16 protein-coding genes are annotated in these 18105 nt (G+C 59.0%); 10 read left to right on the top strand and 6 right to left on the bottom strand.

All coding sequences use genetic code 11. The annotated features are described in order from the left end of the window. From PQR63_RS22060 to glcF, 4 genes are all read left to right on the top strand, one after another. A complete protein-coding gene (locus tag PQR63_RS22060) occupies nucleotides 1–891 on the top strand; it encodes a LysR substrate-binding domain-containing protein (protein WP_408170190.1) in 891 nt (296 codons plus the stop codon). A 281-nt stretch (nucleotides 892–1172) separates the two neighbouring features. Continuing rightward, nucleotides 1173–2660, top strand: coding sequence for an FAD-linked oxidase C-terminal domain-containing protein (locus PQR63_RS22065; RefSeq protein WP_408170193.1), 1488 nt, complete (start codon nucleotides 1173–1175; stop codon nucleotides 2658–2660). Nucleotides 2661–2662: 2 nt separating this feature from the next. After that, nucleotides 2663–3724: a glycolate oxidase subunit GlcE gene (gene glcE, locus PQR63_RS22070; protein ID WP_408170194.1), complete on the top strand. Its 1062-nt coding sequence runs from the start codon at nucleotides 2663–2665 to the stop codon at nucleotides 3722–3724. A 6-nt stretch (nucleotides 3725–3730) separates the two neighbouring features. Beyond that, nucleotides 3731–4984: a glycolate oxidase subunit GlcF gene (glcF, locus tag PQR63_RS22075; protein WP_408170197.1), complete on the top strand. Its 1254-nt coding sequence runs from the start codon at nucleotides 3731–3733 to the stop codon at nucleotides 4982–4984. Nucleotides 4985–5067: 83 nt separating this feature from the next. Here the strand turns inward: glcF and PQR63_RS22080 are convergent, their stop codons facing one another. From PQR63_RS22080 to PQR63_RS22100, 5 genes are all read right to left on the bottom strand, one after another. Beyond that, nucleotides 5068–5367 (bottom strand): hypothetical protein, encoded by a 300-nt coding sequence (locus PQR63_RS22080; protein ID WP_408170199.1) that lies wholly within the window; start codon nucleotides 5365–5367, stop codon nucleotides 5068–5070. Beyond that, on the bottom strand, nucleotides 5328–5792 hold the full coding sequence (locus tag PQR63_RS22085; RefSeq protein ID WP_408170202.1) for a PPC domain-containing DNA-binding protein: 465 nt from the start codon (nucleotides 5790–5792) through the stop codon (nucleotides 5328–5330). Before PQR63_RS22085 ends, PQR63_RS22080 begins: the two co-directional genes overlap by 40 nt. After that, nucleotides 5792–6358, bottom strand: a complete 567-nt coding sequence (locus tag PQR63_RS22090; RefSeq protein WP_408170204.1) for a PCC domain-containing protein — start codon at nucleotides 6356–6358, stop codon at nucleotides 5792–5794. Before PQR63_RS22090 ends, PQR63_RS22085 begins: the two co-directional genes overlap by 1 nt. After that, nucleotides 6355–7959: an acyl-CoA synthetase gene (locus tag PQR63_RS22095; protein ID WP_408170207.1), complete on the bottom strand. Its 1605-nt coding sequence runs from the start codon at nucleotides 7957–7959 to the stop codon at nucleotides 6355–6357. The genes PQR63_RS22090 and PQR63_RS22095 overlap by 4 nt, the downstream gene beginning before the upstream one ends. 127 nt (nucleotides 7960–8086) lie before the next feature. Continuing rightward, nucleotides 8087–9262 carry an acetyl-CoA acetyltransferase gene (locus tag PQR63_RS22100; RefSeq protein ID WP_408170210.1) on the bottom strand — a complete coding sequence of 392 codons (1176 nt, stop codon included), beginning with the start codon at nucleotides 9260–9262 and terminating at the stop codon, nucleotides 8087–8089. A gap of 506 nt (nucleotides 9263–9768) precedes the next feature. Between PQR63_RS22100 and PQR63_RS22105 the strand changes: the two genes are divergently transcribed. From PQR63_RS22105 to PQR63_RS22125, 5 genes are all read left to right on the top strand, one after another. Next, entirely contained in the window at nucleotides 9769–10806 is a 1038-nt protein-coding gene (locus PQR63_RS22105; protein ID WP_408170213.1) for a TRAP transporter substrate-binding protein, read from the top strand. Nucleotides 10807–10818: 12 nt separating this feature from the next. After that, entirely contained in the window at nucleotides 10819–12705 is a 1887-nt protein-coding gene (locus PQR63_RS22110; protein WP_408170216.1) for a TRAP transporter large permease, read from the top strand. A gap of 75 nt (nucleotides 12706–12780) precedes the next feature. Beyond that, nucleotides 12781–13563, top strand: coding sequence for an SDR family NAD(P)-dependent oxidoreductase (locus PQR63_RS22115; RefSeq protein ID WP_408170219.1), 783 nt, complete (start codon nucleotides 12781–12783; stop codon nucleotides 13561–13563). A gap of 12 nt (nucleotides 13564–13575) precedes the next feature. Beyond that, entirely contained in the window at nucleotides 13576–14373 is a 798-nt protein-coding gene (locus PQR63_RS22120; protein WP_408170222.1) for an SDR family NAD(P)-dependent oxidoreductase, read from the top strand. Nucleotides 14374–14488: 115 nt separating this feature from the next. After that, on the top strand, nucleotides 14489–15580 hold the full coding sequence (locus PQR63_RS22125; protein ID WP_408170225.1) for an alginate lyase family protein: 1092 nt from the start codon (nucleotides 14489–14491) through the stop codon (nucleotides 15578–15580). On the opposite strand, the gene PQR63_RS22130 is transcribed toward PQR63_RS22125, so the two are convergent. Next, nucleotides 15558–16535, bottom strand: a complete 978-nt coding sequence (locus tag PQR63_RS22130) for a LysR family transcriptional regulator (protein WP_408170227.1) — start codon at nucleotides 16533–16535, stop codon at nucleotides 15558–15560. The genes PQR63_RS22125 and PQR63_RS22130 overlap by 23 nt on opposite strands. Before the next feature lie 215 nt (nucleotides 16536–16750). Here PQR63_RS22130 and PQR63_RS22135 point away from each other — a divergent pair, with 215 nt between their 5' ends. Then, a complete protein-coding gene (locus tag PQR63_RS22135) occupies nucleotides 16751–17890 on the top strand; it encodes a sigma-54-dependent Fis family transcriptional regulator (protein ID WP_408170230.1) in 1140 nt (379 codons plus the stop codon). Nucleotides 17891–18105: the final 215 nt, after the last annotated feature.

Raw genomic sequence — 18105 nt, forward strand, 5'->3', positions numbered from 1 at the left:
ATGGCAACACGCCTCCCACCCGTCCATGCCCTTTCAGCATTTGAAGCTGCGGCGCGCCACAATTCATTCGCCGTCGCGGCCGAAGAACTCTGCATCACGCCCTCGGCGCTGTCGCACAGAATTCGCCTGCTGGAGGACTTCGTCGGTGAACGCTTGTTTTATCGCGACGGCCGCTCCATCGGCCTGTCCGAGTTCGGCCGCCGCTATCTCGACGTCGTACGATCTGCGCTGCGCACGCTGACCGATTTCCCGATGCCGCATCGCAACGCCACGGTGCAGCCCAAGGTCAAGATCATGCTGCCGCCGACCTTTGCCCGCCACTTGCTGGTGCCGCGCATCGCCGAGTTCACCCAGCGCTTTCCCGATATCACCGTTGAGATGTATTTGTCGGTGCCGCTGTACGACCTTAGCCTGTCTGAGAGCGACGTTGAAATCCGTTTTGGCGCCGGCAACTATCCCAACTTCGTTACTGAAAAACTGTTCGAAGAACCGGCCTTTGCCGTCGCCAGCCCGGCCTACCTCAAGACCATTCCACCGCTGAAGACACCACAAGACCTGCAACAGGCCAACCTGCTGCGCTCAGCGTTGGAACCCTGGCAGCCATGGTTCGAAGCCGCCGGCCTCAAAGACTGGCCGGAACCCTCAACCGGCCTGCGCGTCGACGACCTCGGCCTGTTGCTGGAATCGGTGCGCCACGGCTACGGCGTTGGCCTGACACGTCAGCATTTTGCCGAAGAACTGCTGGCCCGCGGCGAAATCGTCGAACTCTTCGACGTCCGCCTGCGCACGCCGCCGCATGCTTACTACGTGGTGTACGAGAAGCAGATTCGCGAGCGCCCGGAGGTGGATGCCTTCATCGACTGGCTGCAAAACGCCTTCAAAAACATCTGAGTCGCGAATAAGCCGCCGCTGGCTGTGTCGTTGCGTCTTGCCAGCGACGCCTTCTTCGTGCCTGGGAACGCCCAAGTCCCTGAAAATTATTCACAGCGCGGCGTGAATTCTTTTCAGTGCGCCCAGACCACGCTTTTCGCTATCTGACGCTGAAATTCGCTACACTTCAGGCATTGCGAAGACAATAGCGAGACAGACAGTCCAAAACCGGCGCCATAAGCCGGAAACAACAATTCATCGGTCATCGCCACGTCCTAGCCCAAAGCCAAACGAGGTCACGCATGAACGCCCCAGTTGCTCCCTTATTTTCGCCTGCGCGTCAGCGCGAGGTGGTTGCCGCGCTGAAAGCGGTGGTGCCGCCGCATTGCGTGCTGTTCGACGAAGAAGATACCCGTCCCTACGAGTGCGATGGCCTTGCCGCCTATCGCCAGTTGCCGATGGTCGTTGTGCTGCCCGAGAACGAAGCGCAAGTCGTCGCTATTCTCAAGGCTTGTCATGACCTGAAAGTCCAGATCGTTCCGCGTGGCGCCGGCACCGGTTTGTCGGGCGGCGCGATGCCGATAGCCGACGGCGTCGTAGTGTCGACCGCCAAGTTCAACAAGATCGTCAGCATGGACAAGTATTCACGGACCGCCGTGGTGCAGCCTGGCGTGCGCAATCTGGCCATCTCGGAGGCGGCTGCACCTTACGGCTTGTACTACGCCCCTGATCCTTCTTCGCAAATCGCCTGCAGTATCGGCGGCAACGTTGCCGAAAACTCCGGCGGCGTGCACTGCCTCAAATACGGCCTGACCGTGCACAACGTTTTGCGCGTGCGCGTGGTCACCATCGAAGGCGACGTCGTTGAACTCGGCAACGCCGGCCTCGATGCGCCCGGTCTTGATCTGCTGGCGGTGTTCATCGGCTCGGAAGGCATGCTCGGCATCGTCACGGAAGTCACCGTCAAGCTGGTGCCCAAGCCGCAGCAGGCGCGCGTGATCATGGCCTCGTTCGACGACGTGGTGAAGGGCGGCAACGCCGTCGCCAACGTCATCGCTGCGGGCATCATCCCGGCCGGACTGGAGATGATGGACAAAACCAGTTCGCGCATGGTCGAGCCTTTCGTCAAGGCCGGCTACGACATCGATGCCGAAGCGATCCTGCTGTGCGAGTCCGATGGCACCACCGAAGAAGTCGAAGAAGAAATCGGCCGCATGAGCGAGGTGCTCAACGCCAGTGGTGCCACCGCCATCGCCGTATCGCAATCCGAAGCCGAGCGCCTGCGCTTCTGGTCGGGACGCAAAAACGCCTTCCCGGCAGCAGGCCGCATCTCGCCGGACTATTACTGCATGGACGGCACCATTCCACGCAAAAAGCTGGCGGAAGTCTTGCTCGGCATCGCCAAGATGGAAGGCAAGTACGGCCTGCGCTGCGCCAATGTGTTCCACGCGGGCGACGGTAACCTGCATCCGCTGATCTTGTTCGACGCCAACCTGGCGGATGAATTTCACCGCGCCGAACTGTTCGGCGCTGAGATCCTGGAGCTGTGCGTCGAAGTCGGCGGCACAATCACCGGTGAACATGGCGTGGGTATCGAAAAGATCAACTCCATGTGCGTGCAGTTTTCGCCGGAAGAGCGCGAAGCCTTCTTCAAGGTCAAGCGTGCCTTCGACCCGGCTTTCCTGCTCAACCCTGACAAGGCGATCCCGTCGCTGCATCGCTGTGCCGAATACGGCAAGATGCACGTGCAGCGCGGCCAGATCAAATTCCCCGATTTGCCGAGATTCTGAAGATGACCGAACCATTGCACGTATTCAAAGAGCGCATCGTCGCGGCCACGGCAAGCGCCACGCCGCTGCAGATTCGCGGCGGCGGCACCAAGGACTGGTATGGCCAGGAGCTGCGCGGCGAAGTGCTCGACACGCGTCCCTACAGCGGCATCGTCGATTACGAGCCGACCGAGCTGGTGATCACTGCGCGCTGCGGCACACCGCTGTCCGAGATCGATGCCGCACTGGCGGCCAACAATCAGGTGCTGGCATTTGAACCGCCACGCTTCGGCGGCACGTCAACTGTCGGTGGCATGGTGGCGGCGGGTTTATCCGGGCCGGGCCGTCAGTTCAGCGGATCGGTGCGCGACTTCGTACTCGGCGCCGATCTGATGGATGCGCAGGGGCAGATGCTGCATTTCGGCGGACAGGTGATGAAGAACGTCGCCGGCTATGACGTCTCGCGTCTGCTGACCGGTTCGCTCGGCACGCTGGGCCTGATCCTGCAAGTCTCACTGAAAGTATTGCCGCAGCCGTTTGCGAGCAGTACGCGTGTGTTCGAAGTCGATGAGGCTAACGCAATCCGTCTGCTTAACGAGTGGGGCGGCCAGCCGCTGCCGGTATCGGCCAGTGCCTGGGTCAACGGCGTGTTGACGATACGTCTGTCGGGTGCGCAGGCTGCCGTCGACGCAGCGCAGAACAAACTGGGTGGTACCGAGCTGACCAACGGCGACGATTTCTGGCGCGACCTGCGTGAGCAAAGCCACAGCTTCTTCGCCGATACGGTGGCACCGTTGTGGCGACTCTCGCTGCCATCGGTGGCGCAACCGCTGCCGTTGGCCGGTACGCAATTCATCGAGTGGGGTGGCGCACAGCGCTGGTATCGCGGCGATGCAAGTGCGGAATCGATTCGTGCTGCAGCGGTTGCCGCAGGCGGCCATGCCAGTCTGTATCGCGGCGGCGACAAGAGCGTGGGCGTGTTCCATCCGCTTGCGCCCGCAGTCGCCAAGATCCACCGTAATCTCAAAGCCTCCTTCGACCCGTCGGGCATTTTCAATCCCGGCCGCATGTATTCGGAATTTTAAAATCCTATGCAAACCAATCTGGCCGATTTCATCCGCGACACCCCCGAAGGCAAGGAAGCCGACGCCATTCTGCGCTCCTGCGTGCACTGCGGGTTCTGCACGGCAACGTGTCCGACCTATCAATTGCTGGGCGACGAACTCGACGGTCCGCGCGGCCGTATCTATCTGATCAAACAGGTGTTGGAAGGCAAACAAGCCACTGCCGCCACGCAATCGCATCTGGATCGCTGCCTGACCTGCCGCAACTGCGAGTCGACGTGTCCATCCGGCGTGCAATACGGTCGCCTGGTGGATATTGGTCGCAAGGTGGTCGAAGATCAGGTGCCGCGTCCGCTCGCGCAGCGCGTGGTGCGTACGACGCTCAAGACCTTGCTGCCGAATAAATGGCTGTTCAATCCGGCGATGAAGGCCGGGCAGTTGGTGCGTCCGCTGTTGCCGCAAAAACTGCAGAACAAAGTCCCGCCAAAACAGGATGCCGGCCTGTGGCCGACGCGCACGCATGTCCGTAAGATGCTGATGCTCGACGGCTGTGTGCAACCGGCCATGTCTCCCAACATCAACAGTTCCACTGCACGCGTGCTCGATGCGCTCGGTGTCGAACTGATCGTACCGCCGAAAGCTGGCTGCTGCGGCGCGATCCGCTACCACCTCAACGACCAGGACGGCGGCCTTGACGATATGCGTCGCAATGTCGACGCGTGGTGGCCCTACGTCGACGGCTCGGCAGGATTCACTGTCGAAGCCATCGTGATGAACGCCTCCGGTTGCGGTGCCACGGTCAAAGAATATGGCCATCTGTTACAGCAAGACGCTGCTTATGCCGCCAAGGCACATCGCATCTCGCAGCTGACGCGCGACATCAGTGAAATTCTGCCCGACTTCGAAGCTGAACTGGCCGGCAAGCTCAAGGGCAAGATCAAGGATAGGCTCAATGCGCGCGTTGCCTATCATCCGCCTTGCACTTTGCAGCATGGGCAGAAGATTCGCGGTAAGGTGGAGCAGATTCTTGGCAGTGCAGGTGTTGACGTCAAGCTGTGTGCCGATAGCCATTTATGCTGTGGTTCTGCGGGTACCTATTCGGTGTTGCAGCCGGAGCTGTCTTATCGCTTGCGCGACAACAAGCTTAATAACTTGCAGGCGACGCAGCCGGACATGATTGTGTCGGGGAATATCGGGTGTTTGACGCATTTGCAGTCGGGGACGGATACGCCGGTGAAGCATTGGATTGAGTTGCTGGATGCGGCGCTGACTGCTTCTTAAGCGCTAATAATGGTCATTTGAGAGCCCTGCATTTGTGGGGCTTTTTTCTTTCGTCGGTAGTCGGATGCATTGGTCGCAGATTTTTATGCCTTTTTGTTCTTACTTGCTTGCTTGCTGCTTAACTGATTCTTTTCTTTCTTCGGACGACCAAGCCGGGGGCGGCCCGGCAGCCGCTTACTTTCTTTGCTTCGCCAAGAAAAGTGAGTAGCTGCCGGGCTACCCCCGGCTTGGTCGTCCAAAGAAGGGAAAGAAGAAACAACCTGAACAGGTGGTTCGAAGGCGCCGCACAAAACAAAAAGCGGCCTCAAAAGAGAGCCGCCTTCATCAATTAAATAACCAAATATCAAGCATGCAAAACCTGCAGCACCTGTTTCGGAATCCACTCCTGCAGCGTAATTTCAATCGTAATAAACGAAAGATTCGCACCTCGCACAAAGCGCCCCGCAAAAATCTTCCCGTCGACGTCAGCGACTACCCCCTGCAAAGGATTCGCATGCGGCTTGCCGCCACCAAAGCCGATCTCGCCAAAGACGTTAAGTATCTCCACACCCGGCCCGTTGATTTCCATCTCGCGCCAACCGGTCGGCGTGGCATATTCCAGATGTGCATCGATCAGGCTGCCGATAGCGCCGCGCACGATAGCGGTCTGCATGCCGTATTGACGGCATAACGCTTCCACGCTCTCGGTGAGGTCCTGATTGGGTTTGAGTCGTGCCATCACCAGTTTTCCCAGTGTGCCTTCTTCTACCTGAATGTCGTTGTCGTTGGTGTGTGTCTCTGTGTTTTTTATGAGCGTTGATGTCGTCATCATGATTCCATGGGTGTCGGATGCAATAGACTGAATAGCGTCTCTTCATCGCTGTTGACGACGAAAGCGCCTTGGGAAAACAAGCACAGGCGGATGATGAGCGGATCGTCGCCCACTTCCACCGTGTCGAGCAATAAATGCCCGCCGTGTATCGAACCATCGCCGTCAAGGAAGCCGGCGTGGCAATGCAGCAATATCTTTCCTTCCTGATTCTGACCAACCGTGATCGCTCCGGTAACGAAGGTGATCACGCCTTCCAGCACATGCGGTGGGCCATAGTCGTACGGACGGTTGGCGTCGCGGGTGTTTTCGATGCGGTGGTAGTGCAGCTTGCGCGCGGTGCCGCCGCACATGCGGCCGACGCCGCCGCGTTGGCCGTAGCGATTCAGGACTTCACGCAGGGCTTCGCCGACTTTGGTTCCGGGTTGCAGCGTGATGCGCAATTCTTCCGCCGGATTGGCTTCCAGATCCAGCGTGCGCGGGTAGCTCTGCTGGCCGGCGTGAAGAAACTTGCGTACCTCGACAAATCCCGGATGGCCCTCGGCGGACTTGTTGGAAATTTTCATAAGCGATAGTCACCTTTCTCCTCAAGCAAACTTTTGATCTGCTTTTTGACGATCTTTCCATAACCGGATTTCGGCATGGTCTCCCAGAACACAAAGCGGCGCGGCCATTTGTATTTGGCGATGCGACTCTCCAGATGCGACAACAGCGCGTCGCCGTCGGCTTGCTGGCCCGATTTTGCGACGATAACGGCGATGCCGCTTTCGCCCCATTTCGGATCCGGCACGCCGAGCACGGCGACTTCGGATACTGAAGGGTGGGTCAGCAGCGCTTCTTCGATCTCGCGCGGATAGACATTGGAGCCGCCCGAGATGTACATGTCGGACGAGCGGCCGGTGATGTAGAGGAAGCCATCTTCGTCCACATGGCCGAGGTCGCCGGTGTGGAACCAGTCACCCTTGAATGCTTTGGCGTTGGCGTCCGGATTGTTGTGATAACCCATGAAAACTGCCGGGCCGCGCACGCAGATTTCGCCGGTTTCGAAGGCCTTCAATTTCTTGCAGCTGTCATCAAGGATCGCGATTTCCATGCCGGTACGCGGCATGCCGCATGAGCCGACACGCGCTTTCGGATGGGCATCATCTGCTTCGTGCATGTAAGGCGGCAGGAAGGTGATGTTGCCGGTCACTTCGCCGAGGCCGTAATACTGCACCAGCACCTTGCCGAGTTTCTTCAGGGCATAGACCTGATCGGCGCGGTACATCGGCGCACCGGCGTAGATGACGTGCTTAAGCGAGCTGTGGTCGTAGCGGTCGACGGATTCGTCTTCGGTCAGGATCTTGACGATGGTCGGGACGGTGAACATGTTGTCCACGCGATGACGCTGCACCAGTTGCCAGGCTTCTTCCGGCACCAGGCGTTCGGTCGACAGCAGGATGCTGGCGGCGCCGCGCGCGGTGTTGACGACGGCGTGGATACCCGCGCCATGCGACAGCGGTGCGACCACCAGTGAGCGTGACTGATGCGTCAGGCCGGGCAGCAGGTCGGCCAGGTGGTTGGTGACGACGAAAGCCATTTGCCCGTGCGACAGCATGCCGGCCTTCGGATGGCCGGTGGTGCCGGAGGTGTAGAAGAACCACAGCGGGTCTTCGTAATCGACTTCCACCTCATCGAAGGACTGATGTGCGCCGATTGCCGTTGCCAGCGTTTCGAAATCGAGTTCGCCGGCGCGCGGATCCTGCAGCGCGATAACGTGTTTCAGCGCAGGAGAAACCTCTTTCACGGCATCGACGTAGTTGGCGAAACCGCGGTCGTACAGCATCACGCTTGCACCGCTGGACTGACCGAGGTAGGCCGCTTCCGGCGGCGTGATGCGGACGTTGGTCGGGACCCAGACCATGCCCAGTTTGAATGCCGCCCAAGCGCTTTCAAAAATCTGCAGGTTGTTGCGCGAATGGACGAGCATCTTGTCGCCCTTGTTCACGCCCAGTTTTTGCAGCGAGTGGGCGAGGGTGTCGACGCGGTCGTTGATTTGTTTCCAGGTGGCGATTTTGTCGCCTTTGCCGTCCATCGTGCCGTCGCCGATGATCAGGCCGGGTTCGTCGGGAAAGCGGCGGGCGACGTCGGATAGCAGGCGCCCCAGGTTCATTACTTTGGTTAACATCGTCTCGCTCGTGTGTATTTTTTATGTGAATCGGTGTTGCTGATAGTGCTGCCGGCAGTGCTCGTTACACTACTGCTGTCGTCCCAGCGAACGCTGGAATGACAGGGATAATTGGGGACGTGATTGATCAATGCACGCGTTCCAGAATGCTCACGTAATTTGCCACTGCAGCGCCACCCATGTTGAATACGCCGGCATAGCGCGCATTCGGAATCTGCATGTCGCCCGCATCGTGGCTGGCCTGCATCGCCGCCATCACGTGCATCGACACACCGGTCGCGCCGACCGGATGGCCCTTGGATTTCAAGCCGCCGGATGGATTGATCGGCAGGCGGCCATTCTTGGCTGTCACGCCATCGAGAATCGCGCGTGCGCCTTGACCCGGTTCCGCCAGGCCCATCGCTTCGTATTCCAGCAACTCGGCAATGGTGAAGCAGTCGTGTGTTTCAACCAGCGACAGATCCAGCAGTTTCAGATCAGCTTGTTTCAATGCCTGCTGCCAGGCCAGCGTGCCGGCTTCGAAGCGTGTCGGGTCGCGGCGCGACAGCGGCAGGAAATCGTTGACGTGCACGGCGGCGCGGAAGGTCACGGCGCGCTCCATGGTCTTGGCGACGTCGGCCGCGCTCAGCACCAGCGCGGCGGCGCCGTCGGAGATCAGCGAGCAGTCGGTGCGTTTCAGCGGACCGGCGACGAAGGGATTTTTTTCCGACACAGTGCGGCAGAAGTCAAAACCAAAATCCTTGCGCATGTGGGCGTAAGGATTGCTCATGCCGTTCTTATGATTCTTGGCGGCAATAGCGGCCAGCGCATCCGACTGATCGCCGTAACGGTCGAAGTAGGCTTGGGCAATCTTGCCGAATACGCCTGCAAAACCACCGGGGATGCCGGCCTCTTCCTTCGCGTAGCAGCATTTGAGCAGCACTTCGCCGACTTGCGGCGTGGCCAGTTCGGTCATCTTTTCAAAGCCGATCACCAGCGCGTGCTTGGCCTGGCCGGACAGGATCGATTGCATGCCCGAGTGGATCGCAGCGGAGCCGGTGGCGCAGGCGTTCTCGACGCGTACGGCTGGCTTGAAGCGTAGCGCGGGCAGGGTGTTGAACACCAGCGACGACGGAAAGTCTTGATACAGAAAACCGCCGTTGAAGGTGCCGATATGGATGGAGCCGATGTCTTCCGGCGTCAGGCCTGCGTGTTCGATGGCGGCCTTGGCGACCTGGCCGATCAGTGCTTCCGGATCGATGCCGTCGAGTTTGCCGAATTGGGAATGGTTCCAGCCGGTGATGCAGGGTGCAGATGCAGTCATTTTGGTTCCTGAAAAGAGTGTGTTGGAACAGCAATATGCAAAAACGATGCCACGATTTTTTTAGCCCGCCGCTGTCTCGCTTGCGTTGATTTTTATGGTGTCGGCCGGGCGTGGTTGGCCCGCGATGACGCGGTTTGCAGGCCGTGATGGCGGTAAACATAGCACGTCGCGAGCAGCTTTGAATTTGCTGCGCTGCGGGATGGATTTGCTACCTGAACCGATGACAACTGTATGCCAACTGTATAAGGCATGCGACAGGTGTCGCAGGAAAATAAACACTCAATATACCGCTTACATCCCTTGTCGAATCAGGCGTTTATCGCAGAGAATGTACTTGCAATGCCGACTTCAGGGAGGGGCGTGCAAGTTGAAGAAGACACTTTGACGACTTGGCATCCAAATTGCTCTAGGACGCATAAGCAGTGCTGAATTAGTCGTTACTAGTTATTCGTATCGGCAAGACAGGCAACATAAATTAACCAAAACTAAAATCAGGAGACAAACAGATGGGTAACCCAACTGCTAGCATCACTCGCCGTCGTTTTTTGAAGACCGTTTCCGTCGCCTCGGCCGCTGCCGCCACCGGCATGATGTCGACCAAGGCATTTGCCGCCGCTGAGTTCACGCTGAAGTACGCCAACAACCTGCCGGCAACTCACCCGATGAATCTGCGCGCCAAGGAAATGGCCGCCAAGATCGCGACCGAGTCCAAGGGCCGCATCGACTTCCAGGTGTATCCGAACAACCAGCTCGGTAACGATACCGACACCCTGGGCCAGGTGCGCGCGGGCGCGGTTGACTTCTTCACGCTGTCCCCGCTGATCCTCGGCACACTGGTACCGGCTGCGCAGATCAGCGGCGTCGGTTTCGCCTTCAAGGATTACAACCAGGTCTGGGCTGCCATGGATGGCGAGCTGGGCGCGCATGTGCGCAAGCAGATCGACGCCAAGTCGACCGTCTTCGCGTTTGAAAAAATCTGGGACAACGGCTACCGCCAGATCACCAACAGCACCCGTCCGATCAACAAGCCGGAAGACCTCAAGGGCATGAAGCTGCGCGTGCCGCCAAGCCCGCTGTGGACATCGATGTTCCGCGCCTTCGATGCGGCGCCGGCCAGCATCAACTTCGCCGAAGTGTATTCCGCGCTGCAGACCAAGATCGTCGAAGGCCAGGAAAATCCGATGGCGATCATTTCGACCGCCAAGCTGTACGAAGTGCAGAAATTCTGTTCAATGACCAATCACATGTGGGACGGTTTCTGGTTCCTCGCCAACAAGAAGTCCTTCGAGCGTCTGCCGAAAGACCTGCAAGAAATCGTTACCCGCAACGTCAATGAAGCCGGCATGAAGCAACGTGCCGACGTCAAGGCGCTGAACGATTCGCTGGCGACCGAAATGAAGGGCAAGGGTCTGGCCTTCAACGACACCGACAATGAAGCCTTCCGCGCCAAGCTGCGCAGCGCTGGTTTCTACGCCGAGTGGCACAAGAAGTTCGGCGACGAACCTTGGGCGCTGTTGGAGAAATACACCGGGAAGTTGGCGTAAATGGAAGCGGCGATGACCGAAGTGAGAATGCCTTCTGCATCGGCGCCGAGCAACCCGCTGGCGCGTTTGCTGGCGGGCGTCAATCGCGGCGTGATGCACGTTGTCGCCGCCGTTGCCGCCGCACTGGTGGTGGTGGAAACCGCGGTGCTGCTGGCCGGCGTGATCTACCGTTATGCATTGCACGATCCGCTGATCTGGTCGGACGAACTGGCCTCGACATTGTTCATCTGGCTGTCGATGCTGGGTGCGGTGCTGGCGCTGGACCGTGGCGAACATATGCGCCTGACCGCCATCGTCAACCGGCTTTCGGACAAATGGCGTATCTGGCTGGAAACCGTAGCGGCATTGATCGTCTGTATCTTCGTGCTGATGATCATTCATCCTGCCGTTGATCATGCGTCGGAACAGATGGCGATCACGACGCCGGCACTGGAAATTCCTGACGGCTTGCGTGCGGCGGCCTTGCCGGTCGGCGCGATCCTGATGTTCCTGGCGGCGATTGCACGCATGGCCAGTCGCTCCAGCGTCAGGCAGGTGCTTTCTGCCGTGGCGGTGGTGGCAGTGATCGGCGCCGTGCTGTGGATCGCCAAGCCTGCTTTGCTGGCCATGGGTAACTACAACCTGATCGTGTTCTTTGTGCTGCTGATCGGTGTGTGTGTAGCGGGTGGTATTCCGATTGCGTTCGCCTTCGGGACTGCGACGATGGCCTATCTGACGATTGCCACCGGTGCACCGATGATGATTGTCGTGAGCCGGATGGATGAAGGCATGTCCAGCCTGATCCTGTTGTCGGTGCCGTTGTTCGTCTTGCTGGGTTCCTTGCTGGAAATCAGCGGCCTCGCCCGTACCTTGATTGATTTCATGGCGGCCTTGCTAGGTCACGTACGCGGCGGCCTCCAATACGTGCTGCTGGGCGCGATGTTCCTGGTGTCCGGTATCTCCGGCTCCAAGGCGGCTGACATGGCGGCAATTGCCCCGGCGCTGTTCCCGGAAATGAAGAAGCGTGGTTCCAAGCCGGAAGAACTGGTGGCCTTGCTGTCGTCCTCCGGCGCCATGACGGAAACCATTCCACCCAGCCTGGTGTTGATTACCATCGGCGCGGTGTGCAGCGTATCGATTACGGCGCTGTTCATCGGCGGCCTGATGCCGGCGGTGATTGCGACGATTGCGATTGGCACCATCTGCTGGTTCCGCGCCCGTCGTGAACCGATGCCGGACGTCAAACGCGCCACCATCGGCGTGATCGGTAAGACCCTCATTGCGGCGATTCCTGCACTGGCCTTGCCGATGCTGATTCGCGTGGCGGTGATTGAAGGTGTGGCAACGGCAACCGAAGTGGCAACCATCGGTGTGGCCTACACGATCATTGTCGGTCTGATCATGCATGCCTTCATGAAGCACATCGACTTCAAACGCATCTATCCGATGCTGGTGGAAGCGGCGACCTTGTCGGGTGCGATTCTGCTGATCATCGGCATGGCGACGTCAATGGCGTGGGCACTGACGCAGTCGGGCTTCTCAGCCAAGTTGGTGGCGTTGATGCAAGGCGTACCTGGTGGCGGGTTTGGCTTCCTGCTGATTACCATCGTGATCTTCATCGTGCTGGGCAGCATCCTGGAAGGCATTCCGGCGATTGTGCTGTTCGGGCCGCTGCTGTTCCCGGTTGCCCGCTCACTCGGCATCCATGACGTGCATTACGCGATGGTCGTGATTCTGGCGATGGGTATCGGCTTGTTTGCGCCACCGTTTGGCGTCGGTTTCTATGCCGCCTGCGCGATCGGCAAGGTATCGCCGGACAAGGTCTTCAACCGGGTCTGGAGTTATCTGGCGGCGCTCGTGGTCGCACTACTGGTCGTGGCTGCGGTGCCGTGGATTTCCATCGGCTTCCTGGAACACTGATTAGCAACACCAACAAAATCTAAAAACGGCGGCTTGCACCTTTCCCTCGCAAGCCGCCATCCTCACGGAGACAACATGAACCAAAATGATAGCGGCGCCCGCGTGGCGCTCGTGACGGGCGGAGCCATGGGTATCGGCGCCGCAATTTCCCAGCGTCTGGCGCGCGACGGCTACACCGTACTGGTCTCGGACATCAATCTGGAGGCGGCCAAGGCCACCGCCGACAAGATCAATGCCGATGGCGGCACGGGGTGGGGTAGAGCGGCACCGCTGGCGATGGATGTCAGCAAAGCCGACTCCATTGCTGCCGCTTTTGCCAATGTCGAAAAAGACTATGGCCGCTGTGACGTGCTGGTCAATAACGCCGGCGTCGCCAAGACTTTTCCTTTTCTTGACTACCCGCTCGACAACTGGCTGATGACGATGAACATCAACGTCACCGGCGTCCTGCTCTGCGGCCAGCACGCAGCGCGCATGATGGTGCAAAAGAAGTGGGGGCGGATTGTCAATATTTCGTCTGTCTCCGGCATCCGTGCCGGCACCGGACGCACCGCTTACGGCACATCGAAAGCTGCCGTCATCGGCTTGACCAAGCAGATGGCCATCGAACTCGCCGGACACGGTATTACCGTCAACAGCGTCGCACCGGGACCGGTCGACACGCCATTGACGCAAGCCGTGCATTCGCCGGAAACACGCAAGAGCTTCACCGCCGGCGTGCCTATGCATCGCTACGGCAGCACCGATGAAATCGCCGCCGCAGTGTCCTTCCTGGCAGCTGACGATTCGTCCTACATCACCGGCCACGTGGTGCCGGTGGATGGCGGCTTTGTGGCCGCCGGCATCCTCGATATCTGATCGGAGCGCATCATGGCACGTGCAATGGAAGATAAGGTCGTCATCGTCAGCGGCGCAGGTTCGGTCGGTGAAGGCTGGGGCAACGGCAAGGCCGCAGCCGTGCTGTATGCGCGTGAAGGCGCGCGCGTACTGGCCGTCGATCGCAATCAGGAAGCGGCGCAGGTCACCGCAGATCTGATTCGCAGCGAAGGCGGTGTCTGCGAAGTGGTCGCCGCCGACGTTTCAAAAACAGCCGACATCGAAGCCATGGTGCAAGCCGCGCTCGATCACTTTGGCCGTATCGATGTCTTGCACAACAACGTTGGCATTGCCGAAACCGGCGGGCCTGTCGAGGCCAGCGAAGAAAGCTGGAACCGCGTCATCGCCATCAACCAGACCAGCGTCTTCATGACCTGCAAGCACGTGTTGCCGGTGATGGAAAAACAGAAGAAGGGCGCCATCGTCAACATCTCATCTCTGGCGGCGATTCGCTGGGTCGGCTTTCCTTACGTGGCGTATTCGGCATCCAAGGCGGCAATGCTGGCGCTGACCAAGAACATCGCGATGCAGTACGCACCCCTCGGCATCCGCGCCAACTGTGTCTTGCCGGGTTTGATGGACACGCCGATGATCCGCGAGCCGCTGAAAGCTTCTTATGGCGGTGATATCGAAGAGATGCGTCGCAAGCGTCACGCGCAATGCCCGATGGGTCACATGGGCGATGCGTGGGACGTGGCGCATGCCGCCTTGTTCCTGGCGTCGGATGCGGCGCGTTATGTGACCGGCGTGGATCTGATTGTGGATGGCGGCCTCAGTCTTAAGTGTGTGTAGCAAACTCAATACCCCGGCGTCATCGGCGCACGTGTGACGAAACGTAAATTGCAGGGCATCGGTTGGAGGAATGGGGTGTAATGTTTTTTATCCCATTTTTCTTTCCGGTGACTGCATGCCAGACCAGCACGTTCTTCGTCGTCCTTTTGTTCATCTTCTGGCGCTGCTGTGCCTGCTCATCGCAGCGCCGTTTGCTTCCTCGCAATCCTTGTGGCCGTCGTCGCAACAGTGGGAGCAACTACGTCGTGATCCCAAGTTCAAACAGGCAATGACGGCCCAGCATCGCATCGCCGACGAAGCCCTCGCGGCTGAGCCGCAACCGATTGTCACCCTGTCCAGCGGCGGTCGCCTGCAAGGCGATGCGGTCAAGGGGAAAACTGCCGCCAGCATCAAGGACATGGACAAGATCCAGGCTCTAGCCGTGACCTACAAAATGACAGGCGATGCTCGCTATGCAGCGCGCGCCGGTGCATTCCTCGACGCCTGGGCTACACGCAATCAGCCCACCGGCCAGCCCATCGACGAGACCGGATTGGAGCCGGGCATCTTCGGCTACCGGATCATTCGCGCTGATATTTCGCCTGCTATACGTGAACGCATCGATACATGGATGCGCAATATCGCACAGGCCGAGATCGATTCGCGCGTCCTGAAACGACCCACCGCCACCAACAACTGGCACAGCCATCGCCTCAAGATCGTCGGTCTGATCGGCTATGCGATCGGCGACGCCAAGCTGATTATCTATGCGAAGAATGGCTTCCGCACCCAGATCAATGACAACCTGCGCCCCGGCGGTGAGAGCATCGATTTCATCGAGCGCGATGCGTTGTCTTACCATGTTTACGATCTGCGCCCGCTGGTGACTCTGGCGTTGGCGTTTGCCGAAGACGGTGAGGACCTCTATCACTGGCAGGCGCCGAATGGCGCGTCGGTGGCGCACAGCGTGATCTGGTTGTTGCCGTATGTGCGTGGGGAAAAGACCCACGCCGAGTTCGCCGGCAGCCAGGTGCCGTTTGACAAGGCGCGTTCGGACAATCATGAAAAGGGTCATGAAATCGGCACGCCCTACGATCTCAAAAACGCCCAGCCGCTGATGGATTTGGCAGCAGCTTACGATCCGGCCTGCGCAGAGTTGGCGCGCAGTCTCGGCAGCGGCAATAACGCGCGTCTGCGGCTGGCGCTTAGTTCTTTGAAAAACGGCTGAGGGCAGGTCGTCGCGTCCGGCCGGACGGTGGCGAAGGCGGCGAAGGTAGCGGCGCAGGCTGGGTACTCTTGAGACCGCTCCAGACTTCTTCCGCCGTCTGCACAAAGGTCTGGATGCAGGGATTACGGTTGTCCTTGTTCCAGATCACCGCGACTTCCACCACCGGGGCATCAACCAGCGGTTTGAAAGCCGTGGTTTCCAGATGCATGGCCTGCATCGAATTCGGCACCATCGCCACGCCCAGACCTTCGCCGACCAGATTGACGATGGTCTGCTGCAGGTTGGCTTCCAGCTTGATGCGCGGACGGAAGCCCGAGGCCTGACAACAGTTTACGATCAGGTCATAGACCACCGGCGCAATCGCGCGCGGAATGCTGACAAAGGGATCGTCTGCCAAGTCTCTGGCTGAAATTTTTTCACGTGTAGCCAATCGATGGTTCTTTGGCAATACCGCCACCAGCGGTTCGGAAAAGATCGTGCGGCTATCCAGCCCGCCGCAATCTTCGGGGCGATACATGATGCCGACGTCGCGTTTTCCCTCTTTGATATCCACGGCCAGCAGGTTGGGTACATGCTCGGTCAGACGCATGTCCACATCCGGATAGTTGGCTGAATAATGGCGCGTCACCGACGGCAGGATGTTATAGGCGGTCGACATCATGAAGCCGACCAGCAGTGCGCCGCTCTTGCCGGCCCCGGTGCTGACGGCATTGCGTTTGGCGCGCTCCAGTGCATGAAAAATTTCAGCAGTGTCCCGGTAGAAATGTTTACCCGCTTCGGTCAGTTGCACGCTGCGTTTGCTGCGGTCGAACAATTGCACGCCGAGCTCCTTCTCCAGCGCCGCAATCTGCCGTGTCAGCGGTGGTTGCGAGATATGCAGCAGCTCGGCGGCACGTCCGAAATGGAGTGTTTCTGCTACGGTGCGGAAATAGCTCAGGTGGCGTAGTTCGATCATCTGATACCTTTAAGGTATTAATTGCGTGCCTATATTGTATTGGAAGTTATCAGATAAGCTGGCTATTCTTTGCCGCAGAGTTAGCTTACTTGCGACTAGCTCATAGAAATCCTACTTGTTTTAGCTGGCTGAGAAGAGATTTCAAAAGGCGCAATCGGCCATAAGCCAGACAGACGCCACATAAGAAAAAGCAGTTCATAGACAGGAGACAAATCATGCCGACACAAACGGTAGACCTCGCTACGGCGCGCAGATATGTCAATAGCGCACGCTATCGCTCACTCGATGAACTCTGTGGCGGCGATCCGCAGATGCAAGACCTGGTTGCGCGCGGCAAGCGCCTGATCGATAAGAACATTCCCATTCTGATCCTCGGCGAAACCGGCACCGGGAAGGAATACCTGTCGCGTGCGTTGCACGCCTACAGCGAACGCCGCGCCGCCAATTGGGTGGCGGTGAATTGCGCCTCGATTCCGGAGAGCCTGGCCGAAAGTGAGTTGTTCGGCTACTGCAAGGGCGCATTCTCGGGCGCGCTGCCGGGCGGCATGAAAGGCAAGGTGCAGCAGGCTGATGGCGGCACGCTGTTCCTCGATGAAATCGGTGACATGCCGTTCTCATTGCAGACACGTCTGCTACGCGTATTGTCGGAGCGCGAGGTCATTCCACTGGGTGCGGCGCATCCGGTGCCGGTCGACGTGCATCTGATCTGCGCCACGCATCAGGACTTGAAGACGCTGGTGGCGCAAGGCCGCTTCCGCGAAGATTTGTATTACCGTATCGCCGGCGGCGTATTGCGCTTGCCGTCGCTGCGTACACGCGCCGACAAGCGTGAGCTGATCATGCAGATGATCGCCGACGAAATGCCGGACCGGGACGGTGGCAATTACGTTGACGAGCGCATCATTGCGCCGCAGGCCTTGCAGCAGATGCTGGACTATCCATGGCCCGGCAACCTGCGCCAGATGCACGCCGTGATCCGCTATTGTTGTGCCGTCATGAACGGCGACCGCATCGAAACCAGCGATCTGCCGGAAGAGCTGATGGAGACGTTCGCGCCATCCGCTTCGCTATCTATTCACTACGAGGGGCCGGCTATTTCTCCGGCCTCCAACGTCCGCAGCATCGTGCCACAAGCCGGTGCTGCCGATATCCTCCCGCGCCCATCAGGCGGCCCGCTCGGGGACGAGCGTACGCGCGTTATCGATGCGCTGGTCGGCAGTCGCTGGAACATTTCCGCCGCCTCACGGCAACTGGGAATGTGCCGCGCCTCGCTATATCGCAAATTGCGCCAACTGGATATTCCCCATGTGCGCGATCAGGCGATGCCGCCGTATCTGGCATCTTATGCCGCTTGATTGAAACCAGCGCTGCACATCTAGTCGCCGCTGCTTTGCGTTGAAACGCAGAGTGTAGCTGTCGGTGCGCAGTGCATCCGTAACATCACATAACAAAAGAGCTCCGCTCCGATACTGAGAAAGATTTAGGAAGAAATATGAAAGTTTTTTACGACAAAGACGCAGACCTGTCCCTGATCAAGAACAAGAACGTGACCATCATCGGTTACGGTTCG

The organism is Herbaspirillum rhizosphaerae (assembly GCF_046025915.1).
GTDB lineage: Bacteria > Pseudomonadota > Gammaproteobacteria > Burkholderiales > Burkholderiaceae_D > Herbaspirillum > Herbaspirillum rhizosphaerae_A.